Origin of the sequence: Citrobacter sp. MGH105, assembly GCF_001037485.2 — a bacterium.
In the GTDB taxonomy this organism is placed as follows: domain Bacteria; phylum Pseudomonadota; class Gammaproteobacteria; order Enterobacterales; family Enterobacteriaceae; genus Citrobacter; species Citrobacter portucalensis.
On sequence record NZ_CP073048.1, the window covers coordinates 3362974 to 3384772 of the forward strand.

Below are 21799 nucleotides of genomic sequence, written 5' to 3' on the forward strand. Positions count from 1 at the left end.
AGAATAGCCGCATATTCTACCCGTTATCCTCCGACACGCCAAACCACTGATGATACCAACGAGGTAAAATCTGATCCCGCATGCTGCGTATGCGCCAGTTTTTTTGATAAAAATCCAGCGTAATCTGTCCCTGATGAGGGGTATCCAGCCATTGATAATTTTGTTGCCGATAACGTTGCTTCACTTTCCAGGACGGCAGACGCCAGGCGTTGTAACGGGATGCAGAGGCGAGTGCGACCTGCCCGTCAACCCGCTGAATGAGTGCCAGTGATGATGAAGTATTGCTGCCATGATGTGGAACCTGCATCACCGTCGACTGAAGGTGCTGCCAATAGTGACTTAGCATTTTTTGTTCAGCAGGAGATTCGATATCACCGGTCAGCAGAATACTCTGATATCCGTCATCGACCTTAACCACGCAGGAGTGGTTATTCCCCTGGTCTGTATTTCCACGCACAGGCCAGTGCGCACTGAAGGTTAACCCTTGCCATTGCCAATGCTCTCCGCGAAAACACGGGAGATGACCTTTCCAGCTCAGCGGACTTCTTACCCATAGCGACGGCCAGGCTTGTTGTAAGGAGTGCAACCCGCCGCGGTGATCCATGTGCTCATGGCTTAAAATAATTCCTTCCGGCTCCAGATTATGCCAACGCAACCAGGGAATAATCAGCTGTTGTGCGCTATCGCCTTCAGGCCATGCCAGACCGGTATCGTAAAGCAGCGCTTTCCCATTTCGCGCGATCACCATCGCCAGCCCCTGCCCGACATCCAGCATATGCACTTGCCACACATCAGTACGCGGTGCACGCCAAAGCGGCCCACTCAGCAAAAGGAGCACAGAGAAACAGACCACCGGTAGCGTACGCAAAATATTTAGTCGCCATGCGATAATCATCATTCCGGGTAAAAATGCGAGCCATTGCCAGCGTGCATCAATATTGATCCACCCTTCAGGCAGGCTCCTGAGCCCCCAAAATAGCAGCGCCAGAGAACGATCCGCTAGATACCACAGGCTTGATTCAACCATCACCGTCCCGGCTAAATGCACGATCATGCCTGCTAATATCAAGGGTACGGAAACAAACGTGACCAAAGGGACGGCAAACAAATTAGCCAGAAACGAGGTCAGACTAAAACCGTGAAACATTGCGATTTGTACGGGAAGAAGCATAAGCGTAATACCCAATTGCAGATGAGCCAGCGCCAGAAATTGACGTCCAGCACGCGACAGCGGCCAGTCCGGGAGCGGTACCCATTGGTACCAGAACAGCAGTGCCGCAACGGCGGATGCAGACAACCATAGGCTTTGCGAAAGAACAGCAACAGGATCCACCACCACGATGGCTGCCAGACAGCAGATCCAGACCGACCATCCACTCCACTGCCTGCCGCTAAGTCTCAGCGCCCCCCAGACTAGCAGCGCAACAACCGTTCGTAATGCCGGGGGTTGCAGCCCCGTCAGCCAGGCATAAAATGTGGTGCAGACAATCCCACCCACTAATGGCATCTGCCAGCAAATCCACCTTGTTGGCATAAAAAACTGTCCAGCACGAATCAATCCTGCGGTCAGTAATGCAGCAAACGCAATATGCAGCCCGGAGATAGCCATCAAATGAGCCGTGCCGGTATCACGCATAATCGTTTTCACCTCATGTGACACAGACAAGCGCTCCCCCATTCCCAGACCCAGTATGACCTGCTGCCAGGGATAGTCGGTGAGTGCCGTTTTCAGCGAGGAGAGATACCGCGAACGCAAACTGCATTGTGGTGTGATTACCGAAGCCTGCAAGAATCGTCCCGTCAGCGGTTGATGCTGTGCCAATGCGTAACGCTGGCTATCAAATCCGCCTTCGTTTAATTGACCATGTACAGCGCGGACTTTCAACGTCATCGCCCATGTCTGACCCGCACAAACATCACCGGGTAAATACTGCCCGTACAAGACGATTCCTTGCGCAGGAAAGATTCGTTTCCCCTGAAGGTGAGTGATCTGGCCGTAGTGTGTTGTCATATTGTCAGTTCCGGTTATCCGCACAATGGCTTGCTGGGTTTTCGCAGGCAGCGTATTACCGGCCCACATAGCCTCTTTCGCGGCCAGGATTCCCCAAAGAAAAAACAGCAGGGTTAGTCCGGCGGAACGCATATATTTGTAGGGGAGAAAACAGAGCAGACATGCCAGACAAAATACAATGCCGATACACAACATGCCTGGCAGCATAGGTAATAGCATGAGTGGGAGAATGCCGAGTAATGCGCAGGTACTCACCGTTGTTATTTTCATCAATCACCTCCCTGTTACAGGGAGTGTGCAGTACTCTTCGACGGTTGTCTGGCATCAATTTATCGTTATACGACCTGAGTTCCGCAGACATTTAGTGATGGTTGTAACGTACAAATTAACTGGGATGAGGATTCCAGGATAGGTGGACAGAAATGAAAAAAGCACCCATTTGGGTGCTTTTCTCGGCGTTAAGTCTCGCTAAAAACTTAACCGTAAATATTGGCGCGATCGCGCAGTTCTTTACCTGGTTTAAAGTGCGGAACGTATTTCCCTTCCAGATCCACTTTATCGCCGGTCTTCGGATTACGTCCGGTGCGTGGTGCGCGGTAATGCAAAGAGAAGCTGCCGAAACCGCGGATTTCAATACGCTCGCCCTGCGCAAGAGTCGAGGCCATATGTTCCAGCATCTCTTTAACTGCATCTTCAACCGCTTTCGCGGGAATATGAGGTTGCTGGGTTGCAAGTCTTTCAATCAATTCTGACTTGGTCATGATTCCTCCGGTTCCTTAAAGGCATAATTAGCTGCTGCATTGATTAAGGGCGGCCGTAGCCGCCCTTTGTCATTGATTACAGGACTAATCCTGTAATCTGTCAAGCTACTCGTCACCCTTTGTGCCGTTAACAGCACAAAGGATTTAGAGCACTCGATATTACTCGCCTTTAGCTGCTTTGAAAGCTTCAGCCATTGCGTTGTTAGAGAAGTTAGCATCTTCCTGTTTGTTAACAGTTGCGATTGCATCTTTCTCATCAGCTTCGTCTTTAGCACGAACAGACAGGCTGATTGCACGGTTCTTACGATCAACGCCGGTGAATTTAGCTTCAACGTCGTCGCCTACGCTCAGAACCAGAGTTGCATCTTCAACGCGGTCACGTGAAGCTTCAGAAGCGCGCAGGTAACCTTCAACGCCGTCAGCCAGTTCTACGGTTGCGCCTTTAGCGTCAACTGCAGTGACTTTACCGTTTACGATTGCGCCTTTCTTGTTCAGTGCAACCCAGTTGTTGAACGGATCTTCTGCGAGCTGTTTAACGCCCAGAGAGATACGCTCACGCTCTGCGTCAACCTGCAGAACAACTGCTGCGATTTCGTCGCCTTTTTTGTATTCACGAACTGCTTCTTCGCCTGCAACGTTCCAGGAGATGTCAGACAGGTGAACCAGGCCGTCGATGCCGCCGTCCAGGCCGATGAAGATACCGAAGTCAGTGATAGACTTGATTTTACCTTCAACACGGTCACCCTTGTTGTGGGTTTCCGCGAACTGCTGCCATGGGTTGTTTTTGCACTGCTTCAGACCCAGGGAGATACGACGACGTTCTTCGTCGATATCCAGAACCATAACTTCCACTACATCGCCAACGTTAACAACTTTGGACGGGTGGATGTTTTTGTTGGTCCAATCCATTTCGGAAACGTGAACCAGGCCTTCAACGCCTTCTTCGATTTCAACGAAGCAGCCGTAGTCGGTCAGGTTGGTCACGCGACCAGTCAGTTTGGTACCTTCCGGATAACGCTTAGCGATAGCTACCCATGGATCTTCGCCCAGCTGTTTCAGGCCCAGAGATACACGAGTACGCTCGCGGTCGAACTTCAGCACTTTAACAGTGATTTCGTCGCCAACGTTTACGATTTCGCTCGGATGCTTAACGCGTTTCCATGCCATGTCGGTGATGTGCAGCAGGCCGTCAACGCCACCCAGATCAACGAATGCACCGTAGTCAGTGAGGTTCTTAACGATACCTTTAACTTCCATGCCTTCCTGCAGGTTTTCCAGCAGCTGATCGCGTTCTGCGCTGTTTTCGGATTCGATAACGGCACGACGGGAAACAACAACGTTGTTACGCTTCTGATCCAGCTTGATTACTTTGAATTCAAGCTCTTTGCCTTCCAGGTGCAGCGTGTCGCGGACCGGACGAACGTCTACCAGGGAACCCGGCAGGAACGCGCGAATACCATTCAGCTCAACAGTGAAGCCACCCTTGACTTTGCCATTGATAACACCAGTAACGGTTGCAGCTTCTTCGTAAGCTTTTTCCAGCGTGATCCAAGCTTCGTGACGTTTAGCTTTTTCACGGGACAGCAGGGTTTCACCGAAGCCGTCTTCTACTGCATCCAGAGCAACGTCAACTTCGTCACCAACCTGGATTTCCAGCTCGCCCTGGGCGTTTTTGAACTGCTCTGCCGGAATGGCGGACTCAGATTTCAGACCAGCGTCAACCAGTACTACGTCTTTGTCGATAGCAACAACAACACCACGAACGATGGAACCCGGACGGGTTTCGATTTCTTTTAAGGATTCTTCAAACAGTTGAGCAAAAGATTCAGTCATGTTTAATCTTCAGGTTTCATATTTAACGTCCACCTGGCTCCATGCCGGATGGGGTTGTTTAACATACCCGCTGTCAATCCATTGCAACGGGGGTACTGCAAATTCGGTCGCACTTAAGCGAGAGCCAGTTTTTGGCGCGCGTATTGTAACGCTTTTTCAATCACTTGCTCAATGCTTAATCGGGTTGAATCCAAAACTAAAGCATCAGCAGCGGGAACCAGCGGCGCTACAGCACGATTACGATCGCGATAATCGCGTTCTTCGATCTCGGCCAAAAGGCGTTCAAAGTTAACACTAAAGCCCTTCTCCTGCAACTGTAGCATACGTCTATGCGCACGTTCTTGCGAGGAGGCGTCCAGAAAAATTTTCACCGGCGCATCCGGGAATACCACGGTGCCCATATCACGTCCATCAGCAATCAGACCTGGGGATTCGCGAAATGCGCGTTGACGACGTAATAACGCTTCACGCACGCGGGGAAACGCCGCAACCTGAGAGGCGGCATTAGCTACTTCCTGAGTGCGGATTTCACCGCTGACATCTTCACCTTCAAGAATGACTTCCAGGTTGCCGTCTGTTGAGATAAAACGCACATCCAGGTGTGAGGCAAGCGGTACCAGAGCATCTTCAGATGTGACATCAACATGGTGATGTAACGCTGCGAGCGCCAGTACGCGGTAGATCGCGCCTGAATCTAACAGATGCCACTGCAATGCTTCCGCCATTGCCTTGCACAAGGTGCCTTTACCTGCACCACTTGGGCCATCAATGGTAATAACCGGGGCAATTGCCGTCATCTTTTTCTCCTTAAACGGGCGTACATTAACGTGAACGCCGCGCATTATACGCGCCAACGCCAACGATCGTTATCTTTGTGTGAAAAATGCAGAATCATTGAAGCTGAGTGTAGAATAAATAGGCAATCGAAGATGTCAGAATGTGCCGCACCCGAAAGTGCGGCAATAAAATCAGGCAGATGTACTAATACGAGCCAACTGTTCGAAATAATCCGGGAAGGTTTTGGCGGTACATTTTGGGTCAAGAATGGTCACCGGCGTGTCAGACAGCGCCACCAGCGAGAAACACATCGCCATGCGGTGATCGTTGTAGGTCGCGATGTCCGCAAATTGCAATGTTGCAGGCGGGGTGATGCGGATAAAGTCATGCCCCTCTTCCACTTCCGCGCCCACTTTGCGTAACTCCGTCGCCATCGCGAACAGACGATCGGTCTCTTTGACGCGCCAGTTGTAGATATTACGTAATGTCGTGGTGCCTTTAGCGAACAGCGCCGCCGTTGCAATGGTCATCGCCGCATCAGGAATATGGTTCATATCCATATCCACTGCGTTCAACTCGCCGTGAGTACAGGCAATAAAATCGTCGCCCCATGTAATGGTTGCGCCCATTTTCTCCAGTACATCGGCAAAACGAATATCACCCTGCATGCTTTTGCGGCCAATCCCGGTAACTTTTACCGTACCGCCTTTAATAGCACCTGCCGCGAGGAAATAGGAAGCGGAAGAAGCATCACCTTCAACCAGGTATGCACCCGGTGACTGATACTGCTGCTGCCCTTTCACGACAAAGCGCTGGTAGTTTTGATTTTCAATTTCAACACCAAACGTTTTCATCAGGTTCAGTGTGATATCAATGTAAGGTTTGGATACCAGGTCACCTTTAATTGCGATCGTCGTATCCTGCGGCGCCAGCGGCGCAGTCATCAGCAACGCAGTGAGGAACTGGCTGGAAACGCTACCGTCTACCTCAACCTGGCCTCCGGTAAAGCCACCGCGCAGACGTAAAGGTGGATAGTTTTCCTGCTCCAGATAGTCAATTTTGGCTCCGCCCTGGCGCAGCGCATCAACCAGATGGCCAATCGGGCGCTCTTTCATGCGCGGTTCGCCCGTCAGCACGATGTCATTGCTGCCCAGACATAGCGCTGCGGCCAGCGGGCGCATTGCGGTTCCGGCGTTGCCAAGGAACAGCTCAACTGCACCTTCTGCGTGCAATGCACCACCATTGCCAACTATCTCGCAGCGGGTACGATCGGCAGAAAGGGTATAGCTAATCCCTAACGCATTCAGAGCATTGAGCATATGGCGAACATCATCGCTGTCCAGCAGATTGGTCAGGACAGTGGTGCCATTGGCTAATGCAGCCAGCAGCAAAGCGCGGTTAGAAACACTTTTGGATCCAGGCAGATTGATGGTGCCATCCACCCGCGCAATGGGTTGTAACGTCAGGGATTCCATGAAACTCGACTCTCAAAAAACAGACATAAAAACCCCACAGACGGGCTGTGGGGATGAAAAGTACAGCAGATTAGCCGCGGCGGCGTTCGAAATCGACCATGAAATCGGTCAGTGCTTTAACACCTTCAAGCGGCATGGCATTGTAGATGGACGCACGCATACCGCCGACCACCCGGTGCCCTTTCAGCGCGTGCAGGCCCGCAGCAAAAGACTCTTCAAGGAACAGTTTATCCAATGCGCTGTCAGCCAGCTGGAACGGGACGTTCATGCGTGAACGGTTGGATTTCGCCACATCGTTACGGTAGAAATCGCTGTTATCGATTACGCCGTAGAGCAATTCCGCTTTTTGCTGGTTAATTTTATCCATCGCATTAACACCGCCCTGCTTTTTCAGCCATTTAAAGACCAGGCCAGACAGATACCAGGCAAAGGTTGGCGGCGTATTGAACATGGAATCGTTGTCATTCAGCACGGTATAGTCGAGGATTGACGGGCATGAGACATGCGCTTTACCCAGTAAATCTTCACGGACGATGACAATCGTCAGACCGGCCGGGCCGATATTTTTCTGTGCCCCGGCATAAATTACGCCATAACGGCTAACGTCAAGCGGTGCGGAAAGAATGGTGGAGGACAGATCCGCCGTGACCACAACGTTGCTGGCAAAATTCGGCGTTTCATCGATCGCAATGCCATCGATGGTTTCGTTCGGGCAATAGTGCAGGTATGCCGCGTTATCAGAAAGCTGCCATTCACTCATCGGCTTAACAGCACGCAGGCCGTCCACGGTGACTTTGGCATCAATAACGTTTGGCGTGCAGTATTTTTTCGCTTCTTTAATTGCGCTGGCGGCCCAATAACCGGCATCGACGTAATCCGCGGTGGTTTTATCGCCCAGAATATTTAACGGGATACCCGCGAACTGCCCGCGACCACCGCCATGGCAGAACAACACTTTATAGTTGGAGGGGATGCTGAGAAGATCGCGAAAATCCTGCTCCGCTTCCTCTGCGACCTGGATGAATTCTTTGCCACGGTGGCTAATTTCCATCACTGACGTGCCAAGACCGTTCCAGTCACAAAGATCCTGTTGAGCCAGTTTAAGTACTTCTGCCGGTAACATTGCCGGACCTGAACTAAAATTGAAGACCTGAGCCATTTCCCCTCACCACGTTGTGTTGTTGTCCAATCAACATCCTGTCATTGACGATAATCCGGTGACAGACATTGGTATAAGTTATTCCTGTGGATATCGGTTTTATCATTCAGTGACACGCGCCGCAATGGGTAAAACTGGCAAGGGTAAAAATGTGTCATCGGTCACACAACAGAATCTATCGGATTGACGGGTAAAAACCGAGATTTTTGCTGTCAGGTAACCCGTTTTGCCCGACTGGCCTTCGACCATTCTGGATTTGCACAGCGCGGACATAATTGATGATCTCCGGCCTTCATTTGCACCACTTCGCTACAACGTATGCAGGCATAGTCCCCTGCTTCAGGTATTACTTTAAATCGTTGCGTACAACGTTTAGGCAAAATACTGAGCCCCGGCTTTACGTCTTCATCGGCAAAGAAGTAGACGCTGATTTGCCCATTCGTCTCCAGAATAGCCAGTTTCACTTGTCCCAATTGCTCCACGCCGTTCAAACGCAGTTCCATAAAGAATTCAAATTCCGTCATATTGGCGCTATTGAGCTTTGACCATGCCAGCTCGCCGTCTTCAATGATCACGACGGGTTTGCCCTCCAGAAGGTCCTCCATTTTTTCACTATGCGCCATTAGCCACATTACCAACCGATACAGCACAGCAAGAGTAATAAAGACCACCAGCACCGGCAGCATCGGAACATCGTCATAAAACGCCACGTCTCCCGCGGCGGAACCCAGCGTAAGGATGATAAGGACTTCAAAAAGCGACATCTGGCGTACGCCACGACGTCCGGTGATTTTTAAAAACAGAAAAACCAATATAAAGGTGTAAAGGCTGCGTAGCGCAACTTCCCCCAGAAAATCCATGGGCATCTTATCAAGCGCCATACGGTGTAAATCGAAAGCTTTCATTAATATGCTCTAAACGTGATTGGCTGTAAGAAAGCATAGCCAATGCTTTTATTTACGCATGGGCTCCGGCGACGATAGCGCCGTTCATTGAAAACCCGTATCATTGCGCGCTTTCCGTACGACAAAAGTGATTTTCATGACGCAAACATTTATCCCCGGCAAAGATGCCGCTCTGGAAGACTCCATCGCTCGCTTCCAGCAAAAATTGCTCGACCTCGGTTTTCAAATTGAAGAAGCTTCGTGGTTGAATCCCGTCCCTAACGTCTGGTCTGTACATATTCGCGACAAAGAATGCGCGCTGTGCTTCACCAACGGTAAAGGCGCGACAAAAAAAGCGGCGCTGGCTTCTGCGCTGGGCGAATACTTTGAGCGTCTGTCGACTAACTACTTCTTTGCAGATTTCTGGCTGGGAGAAACTATCGCCAATGGCCCCTTCGTACATTACCCGAACGAAAAATGGTTCCCGCTGACTGAAGAAGACGATGTTCCAGAAGGTTTACTGGATGCGCGTCTGCGTGCATTTTACGATCCAGATAACGAACTGACCGGCAGCATGCTTATCGATCTACAGTCTGGTAATGAAGAGCGTGGCGTCTGTGGCCTGCCGTTTACCCGCCAGTCTGATAACCAGACCGTCTACATTCCGATGAATATTATCGGCAACCTGTATGTTTCTAACGGCATGTCTGCGGGTAACACACCTAACGAAGCTCGCGTTCAGGGCCTGTCTGAAGTCTTTGAGCGCCATGTGAAGAACCGTATTATCGCCGAAAGCATCAGCCTGCCGGAAATCCCGGCCGAGGTGATGGCGCGCTATCCGGCAGTGGTGGAGTCCATCGCCACACTGGAAGCGGAAGGTTTCCCGATTTTTGCCTACGATGGCTCGCTGGGCGGCAAGTATCCGGTGATTTGCGTTGTCCTGTTCAACCCGGCCAACGGTACCTGCTTTGCCTCCTTCGGCGCACACCCGGATTTCGGCGTTGCGCTGGAGCGTACCGTGACTGAACTGCTGCAGGGCCGTGGTCTGAAGGATCTTGATGTCTTCACCCCACCGACCTTCGACGATGAGGAAGTGGCAGAACATACCAACCTTGAAACTCACTTCATCGATTCCAGCGGTCTGATCTCCTGGGATCTGTTCAAGCAGGATGCCGACTATCCGTTCGTTGATTGGAATTTCTCCGGCACCACGGAAGAAGAGTTCGCCACCCTGATGGCCATCTTCAATGCTGAAGATAAAGAAGTGTATATCGCTGACTATGAGCACCTGGGCGTTTACGCATGCCGCATTATTGTTCCGGGAATGTCTGACATCTATCCGGCAGAAGATCTGTGGTTAGCCAACAACGCTATGGGCACCCATCTGCGTGACACCATTCTCTCTCTGCCAGGCAGTGAGTGGGATAAAGAAGACTACCTCAATCTGATTGAACAGTTGGATGAAGAAGGTTTTGACGACTTCACCCGCGTGCGTGAGCTGCTCGGTCTGGCGACCGGTGCGGAAAACGGTTGGTACACCCTGCGTATTGGCGAGCTTAAAGTGATGCTGGCGCTGGCCGGTGGCGATCTGGAGCAGGCCCTGGTGTGGACCGAATGGACGATGGAATTTAACGCCTCCGTCTTTAGCGCGGAACGTGCAAACTACTATCGCTGCCTGCAAACATTGTTGCTACTGTCTCAGGAAGAAGACCGTCAGCCGCTGCAGTATCTGAACGCATTCGTCCGCATGTACGGCGCTGAGGCGGTTGAAGCGGCAAGTGCGGCACTGAGTGGTGAAGCGCCGTTTTATGGACTTCAGCCAGTAGACAGCGATCTGCACGCATTCCCGGCACATCAGTCTCTGCTGAAAGCCTATGAGAAATTGCAACGCGCGAAAGCGGCACACTGGTCAAAATAGTGACAAACAACTTGCCTCGAGTAGGCTAAATGTATTGTCTGAGCTATATTACGGGGCGCTTAAAGCGCCCCGTTTTTTATTTTGGTCAAACCAAAAAATAAATGTAAAAGCAAGGTTAAATATTAGTAGTTGATATTAAAAAAATTAGCTTATTAATGTGGTTTTTTATCTCAATTACTCCATTTTAATTAACCGTTCCATAGGAGGCTGAAAGAAAAAATTCAACTCACTTTATAATTTTTAAAATTTATTTTTATATGGATAATCAACATGTTACACCGTAATCGCATAAAAACCATGCGTCTTACGGGCCTATAAGCCAGGCGAGATATGATCTATATCAAATTCTCATCTATAATGCTTTGTTAGTATCTCGTCGCCGACTTAATAAAGAGAGAGTTAGTGTGAAAGCTGACAACCCTTTTGATCTTATTCTACCTGCTGCAATGGCCAAAGTTGCCGAAGAAGCAGGCGTCTATAAAGCAACGAAACATCCGCTTAAGACGTTCTATCTGGCAATTACTGCCGGTGTATTCATTTCAATTGCCTTTGTTTTCTATATCACCGCCACAACCGGCACTGGTACTATGCCTTTCGGCATGGCGAAATTAGTAGGTGGTATCTGCTTTTCCCTGGGGCTGATCCTTTGTGTTGTCTGCGGTGCAGACCTCTTCACTTCAACCGTACTGATCGTCGTTGCTAAAGCCAGTGGTCGTATTACCTGGGGTCAGTTAGCGAAAAACTGGCTTAACGTTTATGTCGGCAACCTGATTGGCGCCCTGATCTTTGTGTTACTCATGTGGCTTTCTGGCGAGTATATGACCGCCAACGGCGCATGGGGGCTCAACGTTCTGCAAACAGCCGACCACAAAGTGCACCATACTTTTGTTGAGGCAGTGAGCCTTGGTATCCTGGCTAACCTGATGGTGTGTCTGGCCGTATGGATGAGCTACTCAGGCCGCAGCCTGATGGACAAAGCGTTTATCATGGTATTACCGGTCGCAATGTTTGTTGCCAGCGGTTTTGAGCACAGTATCGCAAACATGTTTATGATCCCTATGGGTATTGTAATACGCGATTTCGCCACCCCGGAATTCTGGACCGCAGTTGGGTCTTCTCCGGAGAATTTTTCTCACCTGACCGTGATGAATTTCATCACCGATAACCTGATTCCGGTTACGATCGGTAACATTATCGGCGGCGGTTTGTTGGTCGGGTTGACATACTGGGTCATTTATCTGCGTGGTAACGATCATCATTAATCTGTTGATGCCCATTACACGCAGTAAATAAAAAATCCACTTAAGAAGGTAGGTGTTACATGTCCGAGCTTAATGAAAAGTTAGCCACAGCCTGGGAAGGTTTTACCAAAGGTGATTGGCAGAATGAAGTAAACGTACGTGACTTCATTCAGAAAAACTACACTCCGTATGAGGGTGACGAGTCCTTCCTGGCTGGCGCAACTGATGCGACCACTGCACTGTGGGACAGCGTTATGGAAGGCGTTAAACAGGAAAACCGCACTCACGCGCCTGTTGACTTTGACACCTCCGTTGCTTCTACCATCACTTCTCACGACGCTGGCTACATCAACAAAGCGCTCGAGAAGATTGTTGGTCTGCAGACTGAAGCTCCGCTGAAACGTGCGATCATTCCGTTTGGCGGCATCAAAATGGTTGAAGGTTCCTGCAAAGCGTACAATCGCGAACTGGACCCGATGCTGAAAAAAATCTTCACCGAATACCGCAAAACCCACAACCAGGGCGTATTCGATGTTTACACCAAAGACATTCTGAACTGCCGTAAATCCGGTGTTCTGACTGGTCTGCCAGATGCGTATGGCCGTGGCCGTATCATCGGTGACTACCGTCGCGTTGCGCTGTACGGTATCGACTACCTGATGAAAGACAAATACGCTCAGTTCGTCTCTCTGCAGTCCGATCTGGAAAACGGCGTAAACCTGGAAGCAACAATCCGTCTGCGTGAAGAAATCGCTGAACAGCACCGCGCTCTGGGTCAGATCAAAGAAATGGCTGCTAAATATGGCTGCGATATCTCTGGTCCGGCTACCAACGCTCAGGAAGCTATCCAGTGGACTTACTTCGGCTACCTGGCCGCAGTTAAATCTCAGAACGGTGCAGCAATGTCCTTCGGTCGCGTATCCACCTTCCTGGATGCTTACATCGAACGTGACCTGAAAGCAGGCAAAATCACCGAGCAAGACGCACAGGAAATGATCGACCACTTGGTCATGAAACTGCGTATGGTTCGTTTCCTGCGTACTCCTGAATATGATGAACTGTTCTCCGGTGACCCGATTTGGGCAACTGAATCAATCGGTGGTATGGGCGTTGATGGCCGTACTCTGGTTACCAAAAACAGCTTCCGCTTCCTGAACACCCTGTACACTATGGGTCCTTCTCCGGAGCCGAACATCACTGTTCTGTGGTCTGAAAAACTGCCTCTGAACTTCAAGAAATTCGCTGCTAAAGTGTCCATCGACACCTCTTCTCTGCAGTACGAGAACGATGACCTGATGCGTCCGGACTTCAACAACGACGACTACGCTATCGCTTGCTGCGTAAGCCCGATGGTTGTTGGTAAACAAATGCAGTTCTTCGGTGCGCGTGCAAACCTGGCGAAAACCATGCTGTACGCAATCAACGGTGGCGTTGATGAAAAACTGAAAATGCAGGTTGGTCCTAAATCTGAACCGATCAAAGGCGACGTTCTGAACTTCGACGAAGTTATGGACCGCATGGATCACTTCATGGATTGGCTGGCTAAACAGTACGTCACCGCGCTGAACGTTATCCACTACATGCACGACAAGTACAGCTACGAAGCCTCTCTGATGGCGCTGCACGACCGTGACGTTATCCGCACCATGGCGTGTGGTATCGCTGGTCTGTCCGTTGCTGCTGACTCCCTGTCTGCAATCAAATATGCGAAAGTTAAACCGATTCGTGACGAAGACGGTCTGGCTATCGACTTCGAAATCGAAGGCGAATACCCGCAGTTTGGTAACAACGACTCTCGCGTTGATGACATGGCGGTTGACCTGGTAGAACGTTTCATGAAGAAAATTCAGAAACTGACTACTTATCGTAACGCTATCCCGACTCAGTCTGTTCTGACCATCACCTCTAACGTGGTTTATGGTAAGAAAACTGGTAATACCCCAGATGGTCGTCGTGCTGGCGCGCCGTTCGGACCGGGTGCTAACCCAATGCACGGTCGTGACCAGAAAGGCGCTGTTGCCTCTCTGACCTCCGTTGCTAAACTGCCGTTTGCTTACGCTAAAGATGGTATTTCTTACACCTTCTCTATCGTTCCGAACGCACTGGGTAAAGACGACGAAGTTCGTAAGACCAACCTGGCTGGTCTGATGGATGGTTACTTCCACCACGAAGCGTCCATCGAAGGTGGTCAGCACCTGAACGTGAACGTCATGAACCGCGAAATGCTGCTGGATGCGATGGAACATCCGGAAAAATATCCGCAGCTGACCATCCGCGTTTCTGGCTACGCAGTACGTTTTAACTCCCTGACTAAAGAACAGCAGCAGGACGTTATTACTCGTACCTTCACTCAGACCATGTAATTGGTTTTGACTGAAATCGTACTTTAAAAAGCGTACAATAAAGGCTCCACGTAAGTGGGGCCTTTTTAATAGCCTGCTTTGTCAGCTATCTATACTTATATACTCGATGGATTTCGAGTTGCATTGAGGCGGTAACGGAGTGAATCCCCTGGAGCGTACAGAAGTACGTGACTGGGGTGAGCGAAGGAAGCTAACAAAGATGCAGCTTGAAAGACGAAAAGTATGGATAGCAGCCAAAACAGACTCGACACAGTTAATAACTGTGCACTAACACTGGCCCCGGATGGGCCACACCTGGAGAAACACCGCAATGTCAGTTATTGGTCGCATTCACTCCTTTGAATCCTGTGGCACTGTTGATGGCCCGGGCATCCGCTTTATTACCTTCTTTCAGGGCTGCCTGATGCGCTGCCTGTATTGCCATAACCGCGACACGTGGGATACACACGGCGGTAAAGAAGTCACCGTCGACGAATTAATGAAAGAGGTGGTGACCTATCGCCACTTTATGAACGCATCCGGCGGCGGCGTGACGGCGTCTGGCGGCGAAGCTATCCTGCAAGCTGAATTCGTACGTGACTGGTTCCGCGCCTGTAAAAAAGAAGGTATTCATACCTGTCTGGATACCAACGGTTTTGTTCGCCGCTACGATCCGGTGATCGATGAGCTGCTGGAAGTCACCGACCTGGTCATGCTCGATCTCAAACAGATGAACGATGAAATCCATCAGAATCTGGTCGGCGTATCTAACCATCGTACGCTGGAGTTCGCGCGTTACCTGTCAAACAAAGACATCAAAGTGTGGATCCGCTATGTTGTCGTACCTGGCTGGTCTGATGACGATGACTCCGCACACCGCCTCGGCGAATTTACCCGCGATATGGGTAACGTTGAAAAAATCGAGCTGCTGCCTTACCACGAGCTGGGCAAACACAAATGGGTAGCAATGGGCGAAGAGTACAAACTGGATGGTGTCAAACCACCGAAGAAAGAGACCATGGAGCGCGTGAAGGGCATTCTCGAGCAATATGGACATAAAGTGATGTATTGAGTTTTAGCCACCACGAAACGGCTGCCCTGAACGGCAGCCGTTTTGCTATCTAAGCGACAACCACTCGAATTAAAGGAAAGGACGCCATGCGGTTATTCATTTCTGGCATGTTGCTGTTATCTGCCCAATACGTAAATGCCGCCAGCAACTGTGATATCAACGCCATTGTGCAACATGCGTGGCCGGATGCAAAACCGACAGCGGAAGGCAAGCTACTCACAAAGCATAATCAGGTTATCGATATCACAGGTAACTCACCGCAAAGCGCAATTTGCCGTGTCTGGCCAGCCCACCCGGAACTGACCTTAGCGGCGATCCCGCTGATGGCACAACAATATAGCGATTACGATCGCATTGGCGATCTGGAGCTTCTGGTACTGGATTCCACAAGCCTCGACGTAAAACAGCGGCTACACCTGCCCGAACGTATGAATGACGACGCCATTCAAATTACCGGTCTGGCGTTGGATACTGCGCGCTGGAAAGTTACCCCAGATCAGACCGCATTTGGGTTGCGAGTCACCCGCACCGGCAGTTCCCGTGTAAATCCTTTTAGTGAAGATGCGCTATCGCTGTTTGTTATTGAAAATAATCAACTACGGGCGGTATTAAACGGAATCGTACTTGAGAATAGCACCGGTGAATGGGACGGGAACTGTGTGGGAACATTCCACGATATTAAACGCACCCTTGCCCTTGCGCCTGATTCACATAATGGATACTTCGATATTCGGGTAAACGAGAAAAACGTGGAATCAACGGCCTATACAGACGCCAACGAGCAGTGTGCATCAAAGGATAAACCGGGGAAAGCCAGTTGGGTACTGCGTTATGATGGCAAACAGTATGCCATCCCAAAAGAACTGTCCCCGTTGTTTTGAGAGGCAAAGCAGGAGATAGCATCACTATCTCCTGCTCTTCTGCCACACTTGTCTTTAGCGTCCTCTTCTCGCCAGTAGCGGGAAAATCAATCCCAGTCCAACCAGCACAAATGGCGTCACGATATTCAGCGTGAGCTGGAATGTCCACTCAGGGGTAAAGGCTTCCATTTTCGGGAAAATCCCGGTCAGACAGGCAAATGCGGTAAAGGCAAAGCACCAGATCCCCACGGTCATCGCAAGCGAGCGGTTGCGAATAAAGACATATTCCGATTTATATTTTTGCGCCAGGCGAATAACGGCAATGAACGCCACAAACACCCATAAATAACGCAATGGCATCACGACAGAGTTAAGATTCAATAGCCATTTATACAGGTTGTTCATGTCGCCAATTCCCAGTGTTGGCAACATAATCAGAATCGCCACCAGCACCAGCGTCAGAATATAACCATTTACCGGCGTACCGGAAGCGTTGGTTTTACACAGGCTCTCGGGAATATATTTACGATCAGCATCACCCAGCAGAACTTTAAGCGGTGCATCAATAGAAAATACCAATGCCGCAATCTGTCCCAGCGTATTGGCAATCGCGTAAATAACCATCAGCCAATTACCCATACCATAATACTCACCCAATTTCTGGAAGGCGTAATATTGACCATTCGTCATCAGGTCATCTGGAATATGCCGGGAGTCAAACATCATTCCCATAGCCAGCGACCCGAGAATCGCGCATACCGCTACCATAACAGCCAGAACGAGCATCCCTTTTGGAAATTCTTTGCCCGGATTACGGGTCTGATTAACATATGGCGAAATTTTCTCCGCACCGCCCACGGCAAAGACCAGCATGGAGATCGTGGTAATGTAGGTAAAATCGATGTGTGGGATAAACGATTCCCAGGTGATATTGGTTGTCGCTATTTGCACATCCGTAATTGCAGGCGCGGTTACCGCCATCACGACATACAAAATGGACATCACAAACATCGCGATGCCAGCAACTGACCCAACAATTTTCAATGACTTCATGCCACGGGACGCAACCCACATGAAAAAGACAAACAGCGCCAGCGTCAGCCCCTGCAACGCCACGACGGTGTACTCTTTAATCAACGAACCATCACCCTTCAGCGCCCATCCCAGCGCAATCGGAATAGCCTGCGGTTTTTGCGCCAGATAAGGTATATGCACAACCCAATAGGTCCAGGCAGCAAGATAGGCCAACCCTGGCCCCATGGTATGTTTAATCCAGGTACTGACTCCGCCTTTACCCTCTTTAAAGGTTGAGCCAAGCTGCCCGACGATCAACGCATAAGGAATAAAATAGAGCGCGAAAATAAATATCCAGGAGGAGACAACAACCAATCCCTGATTAGCATAGTTGTTAACGACGTTACCAAAACCCCAGACGGTAATAAATGACATCAATGCAATGTTGTACCATCGCAATTGTTTTTCCTGCACACCAGCCATACGCAATCCTTTGTGGAAGCTTTTTGATTATCAATATATGAGGCGTGGGATTATGCGCGGTAAAATGAGCGAGCGGAAACGGCAGGATGTAAAACTATAACCTTCTGCACACTTTATTTTCAGGACAGACGTGTGCGATTAAATAATGCAGGTTCCCATAAAGCATACATAAACAGTATGTATGGGAACCTGTTCATATTCTGTTAAATCAGGTCAAATGTGCGCAATAGAATTGGGCGTATGGCCAGTCTTACGCAACAGCATCAGTAAATAAATAAACGATACGCTGGCGATCATGATAAACAGCAAGCTGTCTGAATAATTCTGCATCAGCATCGCAGTAAACGAAGGTCCCAGCAGACTGCCCACGGTATAGCTCAATAGCAATGCCTGATTCATGGCGACCAGCTGATGATGTTCCACCTTTTCACAGGCCCAGGCCATCGCGACCGGATAGAGGGTAAAGCCTGCCGCACCCAACATAAACAACGCGGGCGCCATCGCCGCCTGATTCAGCATGGCGATACTCCCAACGATCACCACGAAGACCTGGACGCGTAAAACCAGCAGACGTCCCAGCTTATCCGCCAGACGGCCAATCGGCCATTGCCCCAGAATACCGGCACTTACCAGAACCGCCATCCAGAAACCAATGCTGGCGTTGCTCACCCCCTGATGGTTGAGATACAGCGGCATCAGGCCATACAAAGACCCCAGCACGATCCCGGAAATAATGCAGCCATTAACGCCCAGGCGTGCCTGACGCAACCTCAGCATGGAGACAATAGGCGTAGACTGCTGTTCATCGCCCTGCTGATTAGCAATGCGCGTAAAGAGCAGTGGCAAAACACCCGCCAGGATAGTACCCGTCACCCACGGCAGGATGTTCATCAATTCTGTTGATACTTTACTAACCAGCAGTTGGCCTAAAAACGTTCCCACATAATAGATCATCATATAGGCGGCAAGTAACCGTCCGCGATTACGGGACGTCCCGCTGCACATCAGCGCGCTTTCCACGACCACCCAGATCATGGCGCAGCCAACACCGGCGATAAAACGCCATGTCATCCAGCTCCAGAATCCCACCATAATCCCCAACCCGACACAGCCCGCGGCAAAAATAAGCGAGGCGATGTAATAGCTGCGGTTAAAACCAAGGTGTTTTATTAAATACCCTGTCAGCAACGTCCCTACCAGATTACCGGTAAAGTAAGACGAGCTCACCACGCCTACCTGCCAGGTAGGCAGATTTTCATGGGCGAGCCAAAGCGGGACGAGCGTGTTTAACACGGCGATCGCCAGGGTCAACAGAAGTAGCCCGCACAGCAATAGCATGACGGGACGGGTATAGGTGGACATGAATAAAAACCGTGAGGAAGTTCAAATTTCATGCGCATCATGCCACTGCTAAAAACATTGTCAATCGGCGGAATCAGAGGGCTGAGGCGCTTTCTGGTCGATCGATTTGCATTACTGATTCTTAATGTGAATAGATAAAAAACACAAAAACACATCTGCTTGTTTTTATTGATCTAAAACAAAAATCTCGCGTTACGTTCAGTCGAAAAATTTCATGGACTCCCCTTACTTTTATTTCTTACTAAACTGTATTCGGGATGCTGAGCTGCATTGTCTTCAAAATAGAACAGTGAGTTCTTATTTATCTATCTAATCCAAATATCGTTCTTTTCGTAGACTTAAACTCATCAAATTTCCCCCACTGATACTGAACAGGAGAAATACCATGACTAAACCTTACGTAAGACTTGATAAAGACAATGCGGCAGTACTGCTGGTCGACCATCAGGCTGGCCTGCTCTCTCTGGTTCGGGATATCGATCCCGATAAATTTAAAAACAACGTGCTTGCGCTCGGTGACTTAGCAAAATACTTCAACCTCCCAACCATTCTGACAACCAGTTTTGAGACAGGACCAAACGGACCGCTGGTACCGGAACTGAAAGCTCAATTTCCCGATGCGCCCTACATTGCTCGCCCAGGAAACATTAACGCATGGGATAACGAAGATTTCGTGAAAGCAGTAAAAGCGACCGGCAAAAAGCAGCTGATTATCGCTGGTGTCGTGACGGAGGTTTGCGTCGCTTTCCCAGCGCTCTCGGCTATTGAAGAAGGTTTTGACGTCTTTGTTGTCACCGATGCTTCAGGCACGTTTAATGAAATTACCCGCCATTCAGCATGGGATCGGATGTCTCAAGCAGGCGCTCAATTGATGACATGGTTCGGAGTAGCATGCGAACTGCACCGCGACTGGCGCAACGATATCGAAGGTCTGGCGACGTTGTTCTCTAATCACATTCCGGATTATCGCAATCTGATGACCAGCTATGACACGTTAACTAAGCAGAAGTAAAGACTGGGGCAAAACCCTGGCCTGACATGTAGCCGGATAGCGCGCAGCTTTAAGGCCTACGGATATTGTAGGTTTGATAAAGCACGAGCCGCCATCCGGCATATTATGAATTAACTCGCCACCGCCATACCGACGGTCATATGCAGCCCGTAGAACACGCCACGACCAATCAGCTCGCCGACTAACAGCAGAATAAACGCGACGGAAAGCAACGGAACGGCAGGCTGGTAACCCTTCACTTGCGGTACTATCCAGCAGCACAGCGCTAACGCCAGTGCCACAATCCGCCACGCCATCAGCGAACCGTAATCCGGAACCAGCGCAGAGGCCTGTTGAATCGAACTGTGGATCGTCGCCAGTTCAGTCCCCTGCATTACCGACATGATGGCGCTCACGACCAGAGCAAGCACTGATATAGCCGGCAGCAGGCGCATCGCCCAACCATCCACGCCAGCAATTCTCAGTAACAGATATCCCAGCAGCGGACCGCCCATAAACATCGTCAGGAAGAATCCCAGCGGTGTCCAGATGCTGTACCAGGTCGGTACGGTATCGATGGTGTTATACACGCGCACCATCATCCAGACAAAAACCACACCCAGCACCATGGTGACAACTAACCACAGATTGCGTAATGCGGGCGACATTTTCTTCAACATAGCCAGCAGCCAGCCGATACCGCCAACGGCAAAGAAGAGTGAGCCGCTGGCAATTTCGTTACTCAACGCAGATGACCCAACGCGATTGAGTGAGTTAAAGGCGCGCATCGGTGAGCCCAGGTGGAGCATAGAGGCAATAAAACCAATGCCCATTAATACCCAAAGCCCAAACATGCAGGTAATTACGCGTTGCTGCGATTCTGGGCGTAAGCCCCCTTTCATCAACGCCAGCGCCAGAACAATAAAACCGCCAACCACACACTGTCCAAAGACCGTGAAGATCATCAGCGGCCATTCATGCCATCCACTTCCCATCTTACACCTCCTTCGGATTAGCCAGATAACCTGTAGTATCCCCGGTCGGGCGGCTATTGGCGTTAGGTTTGATGACAATGCTCGGTTTGGTAAAGTGCGCGCCCGGCAGTGGCGCAACCGCAGCCAAAGTACCGTGTTTTTTGCGCAGTTCATCAATTGGTCCAAAATCCAGCGCACGCAGTGGACAGGACTCGACGCAAATAGGTTTCTTACCTTCAGCGACGCGCTCATGGCAACCATCGCATTTGGTCATGTGCCCTTTGTCAGCATTGTACTGTGGTGCACCGTAAGGACAGGCCATGTGGCAATAGCGGCAGCCGATGCACACATCTTCATCGACAACGACAAAGCCATCTTCACGTTTGTGCATCGCACCACTCGGACACACCTTGGTACAGGCCGGGTCTTCACAGTGGTTACACGCAATGGAGAGGTAATAGGCAAAGACGTTCTGATGCCAGACGCCGTTGTCTTCCTGCCAGTCACCGCCCGCGTACTCATAAATGCGGCGGAAGCTGACTTCAGGGGTTAAATTTTTGAAATCTTTGCACGCCAGTTCGCAGGTTTTGCAACCGGTGCAACGGCTGGAATCAATAAAAAATCCATACTGGGTTGTCATCG

At 50.2% G+C, this 21799-nt stretch carries 17 protein-coding genes; 6 read left to right on the top strand and 11 right to left on the bottom strand.

The window, feature by feature from the left end; translation table 11 throughout:
• Nucleotides 1-16: 16 nt before the first annotated feature.
• The 7 genes from SK35_RS16360 to SK35_RS16390 all read right to left on the bottom strand — a co-directional run bounded on the left by SK35_RS16360 (nucleotide 17) and on the right by SK35_RS16390 (nucleotide 8921).
• On the bottom strand, nucleotides 17-2281 hold the full coding sequence (locus SK35_RS16360; protein WP_048214572.1) for a ComEC family protein: 2265 nt from the start codon (nucleotides 2279-2281) through the stop codon (nucleotides 17-19).
• Between the two features lie 206 nt (nucleotides 2282-2487).
• A complete protein-coding gene (gene ihfB, locus SK35_RS16365) occupies nucleotides 2488-2772 on the bottom strand; it encodes an integration host factor subunit beta (protein ID WP_003035780.1) in 285 nt (94 codons plus the stop codon).
• A 159-nt stretch (nucleotides 2773-2931) separates the two neighbouring features.
• Nucleotides 2932-4605, bottom strand: a complete 1674-nt coding sequence (gene rpsA / locus SK35_RS16370; RefSeq protein WP_003035776.1) for a 30S ribosomal protein S1 — start codon at nucleotides 4603-4605, stop codon at nucleotides 2932-2934.
• Between the two features lie 113 nt (nucleotides 4606-4718).
• A complete protein-coding gene (gene cmk, locus SK35_RS16375; protein WP_003831921.1) occupies nucleotides 4719-5402 on the bottom strand; it encodes a (d)CMP kinase in 684 nt (227 codons plus the stop codon).
• A 171-nt stretch (nucleotides 5403-5573) separates the two neighbouring features.
• Complete coding sequence (gene aroA, locus SK35_RS16380) at nucleotides 5574-6857, bottom strand: 3-phosphoshikimate 1-carboxyvinyltransferase (RefSeq protein ID WP_048214573.1); 1284 nt, start codon at nucleotides 6855-6857, stop codon at nucleotides 5574-5576.
• Nucleotides 6858-6927: 70 nt separating this feature from the next.
• Nucleotides 6928-8016: a 3-phosphoserine/phosphohydroxythreonine transaminase gene (gene serC, locus SK35_RS16385; protein WP_032942886.1), complete on the bottom strand. Its 1089-nt coding sequence runs from the start codon at nucleotides 8014-8016 to the stop codon at nucleotides 6928-6930.
• A 212-nt stretch (nucleotides 8017-8228) separates the two neighbouring features.
• The gene (locus SK35_RS16390; RefSeq protein WP_048214574.1) at nucleotides 8229-8921 is read right to left on the bottom strand and encodes a DUF421 domain-containing protein; all 693 of its coding nucleotides are present in this window, start codon (nucleotides 8919-8921) and stop codon (nucleotides 8229-8231) included.
• Between the two features lie 136 nt (nucleotides 8922-9057).
• Here SK35_RS16390 and ycaO point away from each other — a divergent pair, with 136 nt between their 5' ends.
• The 5 genes from ycaO (at nucleotide 9058) to SK35_RS16415 (ending at nucleotide 16354) form a co-directional block, all read left to right on the top strand.
• Nucleotides 9058-10818 (top strand): 30S ribosomal protein S12 methylthiotransferase accessory factor YcaO, encoded by a 1761-nt coding sequence (gene ycaO / locus SK35_RS16395; protein ID WP_048214575.1) that lies wholly within the window; start codon nucleotides 9058-9060, stop codon nucleotides 10816-10818.
• Between the two features lie 404 nt (nucleotides 10819-11222).
• On the top strand, nucleotides 11223-12080 hold the full coding sequence (gene focA / locus SK35_RS16400) for a formate transporter FocA (protein WP_003831909.1): 858 nt from the start codon (nucleotides 11223-11225) through the stop codon (nucleotides 12078-12080).
• 59 nt (nucleotides 12081-12139) lie between these two features.
• A complete protein-coding gene (pflB, locus tag SK35_RS16405) occupies nucleotides 12140-14422 on the top strand; it encodes a formate C-acetyltransferase (protein ID WP_003035753.1) in 2283 nt (760 codons plus the stop codon).
• Between the two features lie 310 nt (nucleotides 14423-14732).
• A complete protein-coding gene (pflA, locus tag SK35_RS16410) occupies nucleotides 14733-15473 on the top strand; it encodes a pyruvate formate lyase 1-activating protein (RefSeq protein ID WP_003035751.1) in 741 nt (246 codons plus the stop codon).
• A gap of 86 nt (nucleotides 15474-15559) precedes the next feature.
• Nucleotides 15560-16354, top strand: a complete 795-nt coding sequence (locus SK35_RS16415) for a hypothetical protein (protein ID WP_048214576.1) — start codon at nucleotides 15560-15562, stop codon at nucleotides 16352-16354.
• Nucleotides 16355-16408: 54 nt separating this feature from the next.
• Here SK35_RS16415 and SK35_RS16420 read toward each other — a convergent pair whose 3' ends face one another.
• Together SK35_RS16420 and SK35_RS16425 are read right to left on the bottom strand one after the other, a co-directional pair.
• A complete protein-coding gene (locus SK35_RS16420; protein ID WP_048214577.1) occupies nucleotides 16409-17830 on the bottom strand; it encodes an APC family permease in 1422 nt (473 codons plus the stop codon).
• Nucleotides 17831-18043: 213 nt separating this feature from the next.
• On the bottom strand, nucleotides 18044-19192 hold the full coding sequence (locus SK35_RS16425; protein WP_048214578.1) for an MFS transporter: 1149 nt from the start codon (nucleotides 19190-19192) through the stop codon (nucleotides 18044-18046).
• 385 nt (nucleotides 19193-19577) lie between these two features.
• Between SK35_RS16425 and ycaC the strand changes: the two genes are divergently transcribed.
• Nucleotides 19578-20204, top strand: coding sequence for an isochorismate family cysteine hydrolase YcaC (gene ycaC, locus SK35_RS16430; protein WP_003035746.1), 627 nt, complete (start codon nucleotides 19578-19580; stop codon nucleotides 20202-20204).
• 110 nt (nucleotides 20205-20314) lie between these two features.
• Here ycaC and SK35_RS16435 read toward each other — a convergent pair whose 3' ends face one another.
• Nucleotides 20315-21178: a dimethyl sulfoxide reductase anchor subunit family protein gene (locus SK35_RS16435; RefSeq protein WP_048214579.1), complete on the bottom strand. Its 864-nt coding sequence runs from the start codon at nucleotides 21176-21178 to the stop codon at nucleotides 20315-20317.
• A gap of 1 nt (nucleotide 21179) precedes the next feature.
• Complete coding sequence (gene dmsB / locus SK35_RS16440; RefSeq protein ID WP_003831905.1) at nucleotides 21180-21797, bottom strand: dimethylsulfoxide reductase iron-sulfur subunit DmsB; 618 nt, start codon at nucleotides 21795-21797, stop codon at nucleotides 21180-21182.
• Nucleotides 21798-21799: the final 2 nt, after the last annotated feature.

Bases quoted from the DNA above. Each gene is read 5' to 3' on its own strand.
- SK35_RS16425 (WP_048214578.1), bottom strand. From the start codon at position 19,192: ATGTCCACCTATACCCGTCCCGTCATGCTATTGCTGTGCGGGCTACTT.
- SK35_RS16390 (WP_048214574.1), bottom strand. From the start codon at position 8,921: ATGAAAGCTTTCGATTTACACCGTATGGCGCTTGATAAGATGCCCATG.
- ycaC (WP_003035746.1), top strand. From the start codon at position 19,578: ATGACTAAACCTTACGTAAGACTTGATAAAGACAATGCGGCAGTACTG.
- ihfB (WP_003035780.1), bottom strand. From the start codon at position 2,772: ATGACCAAGTCAGAATTGATTGAAAGACTTGCAACCCAGCAACCTCAT.
- SK35_RS16415 (WP_048214576.1), top strand. From the start codon at position 15,560: ATGCGGTTATTCATTTCTGGCATGTTGCTGTTATCTGCCCAATACGTA.
- SK35_RS16420 (WP_048214577.1), bottom strand. From the start codon at position 17,830: ATGGCTGGTGTGCAGGAAAAACAATTGCGATGGTACAACATTGCATTG.
- SK35_RS16360 (WP_048214572.1), bottom strand. From the start codon at position 2,281: ATGAAAATAACAACGGTGAGTACCTGCGCATTACTCGGCATTCTCCCA.
- dmsB (WP_003831905.1), bottom strand. From the start codon at position 21,797: ATGACAACCCAGTATGGATTTTTTATTGATTCCAGCCGTTGCACCGGT.
- serC (WP_032942886.1), bottom strand. From the start codon at position 8,016: ATGGCTCAGGTCTTCAATTTTAGTTCAGGTCCGGCAATGTTACCGGCA.
- aroA (WP_048214573.1), bottom strand. From the start codon at position 6,857: ATGGAATCCCTGACGTTACAACCCATTGCGCGGGTGGATGGCACCATC.
- SK35_RS16435 (WP_048214579.1), bottom strand. From the start codon at position 21,178: ATGGGAAGTGGATGGCATGAATGGCCGCTGATGATCTTCACGGTCTTT.
- ycaO (WP_048214575.1), top strand. From the start codon at position 9,058: ATGACGCAAACATTTATCCCCGGCAAAGATGCCGCTCTGGAAGACTCC.
- cmk (WP_003831921.1), bottom strand. From the start codon at position 5,402: ATGACGGCAATTGCCCCGGTTATTACCATTGATGGCCCAAGTGGTGCA.
- pflA (WP_003035751.1), top strand. From the start codon at position 14,733: ATGTCAGTTATTGGTCGCATTCACTCCTTTGAATCCTGTGGCACTGTT.
- rpsA (WP_003035776.1), bottom strand. From the start codon at position 4,605: ATGACTGAATCTTTTGCTCAACTGTTTGAAGAATCCTTAAAAGAAATC.
- pflB (WP_003035753.1), top strand. From the start codon at position 12,140: ATGTCCGAGCTTAATGAAAAGTTAGCCACAGCCTGGGAAGGTTTTACC.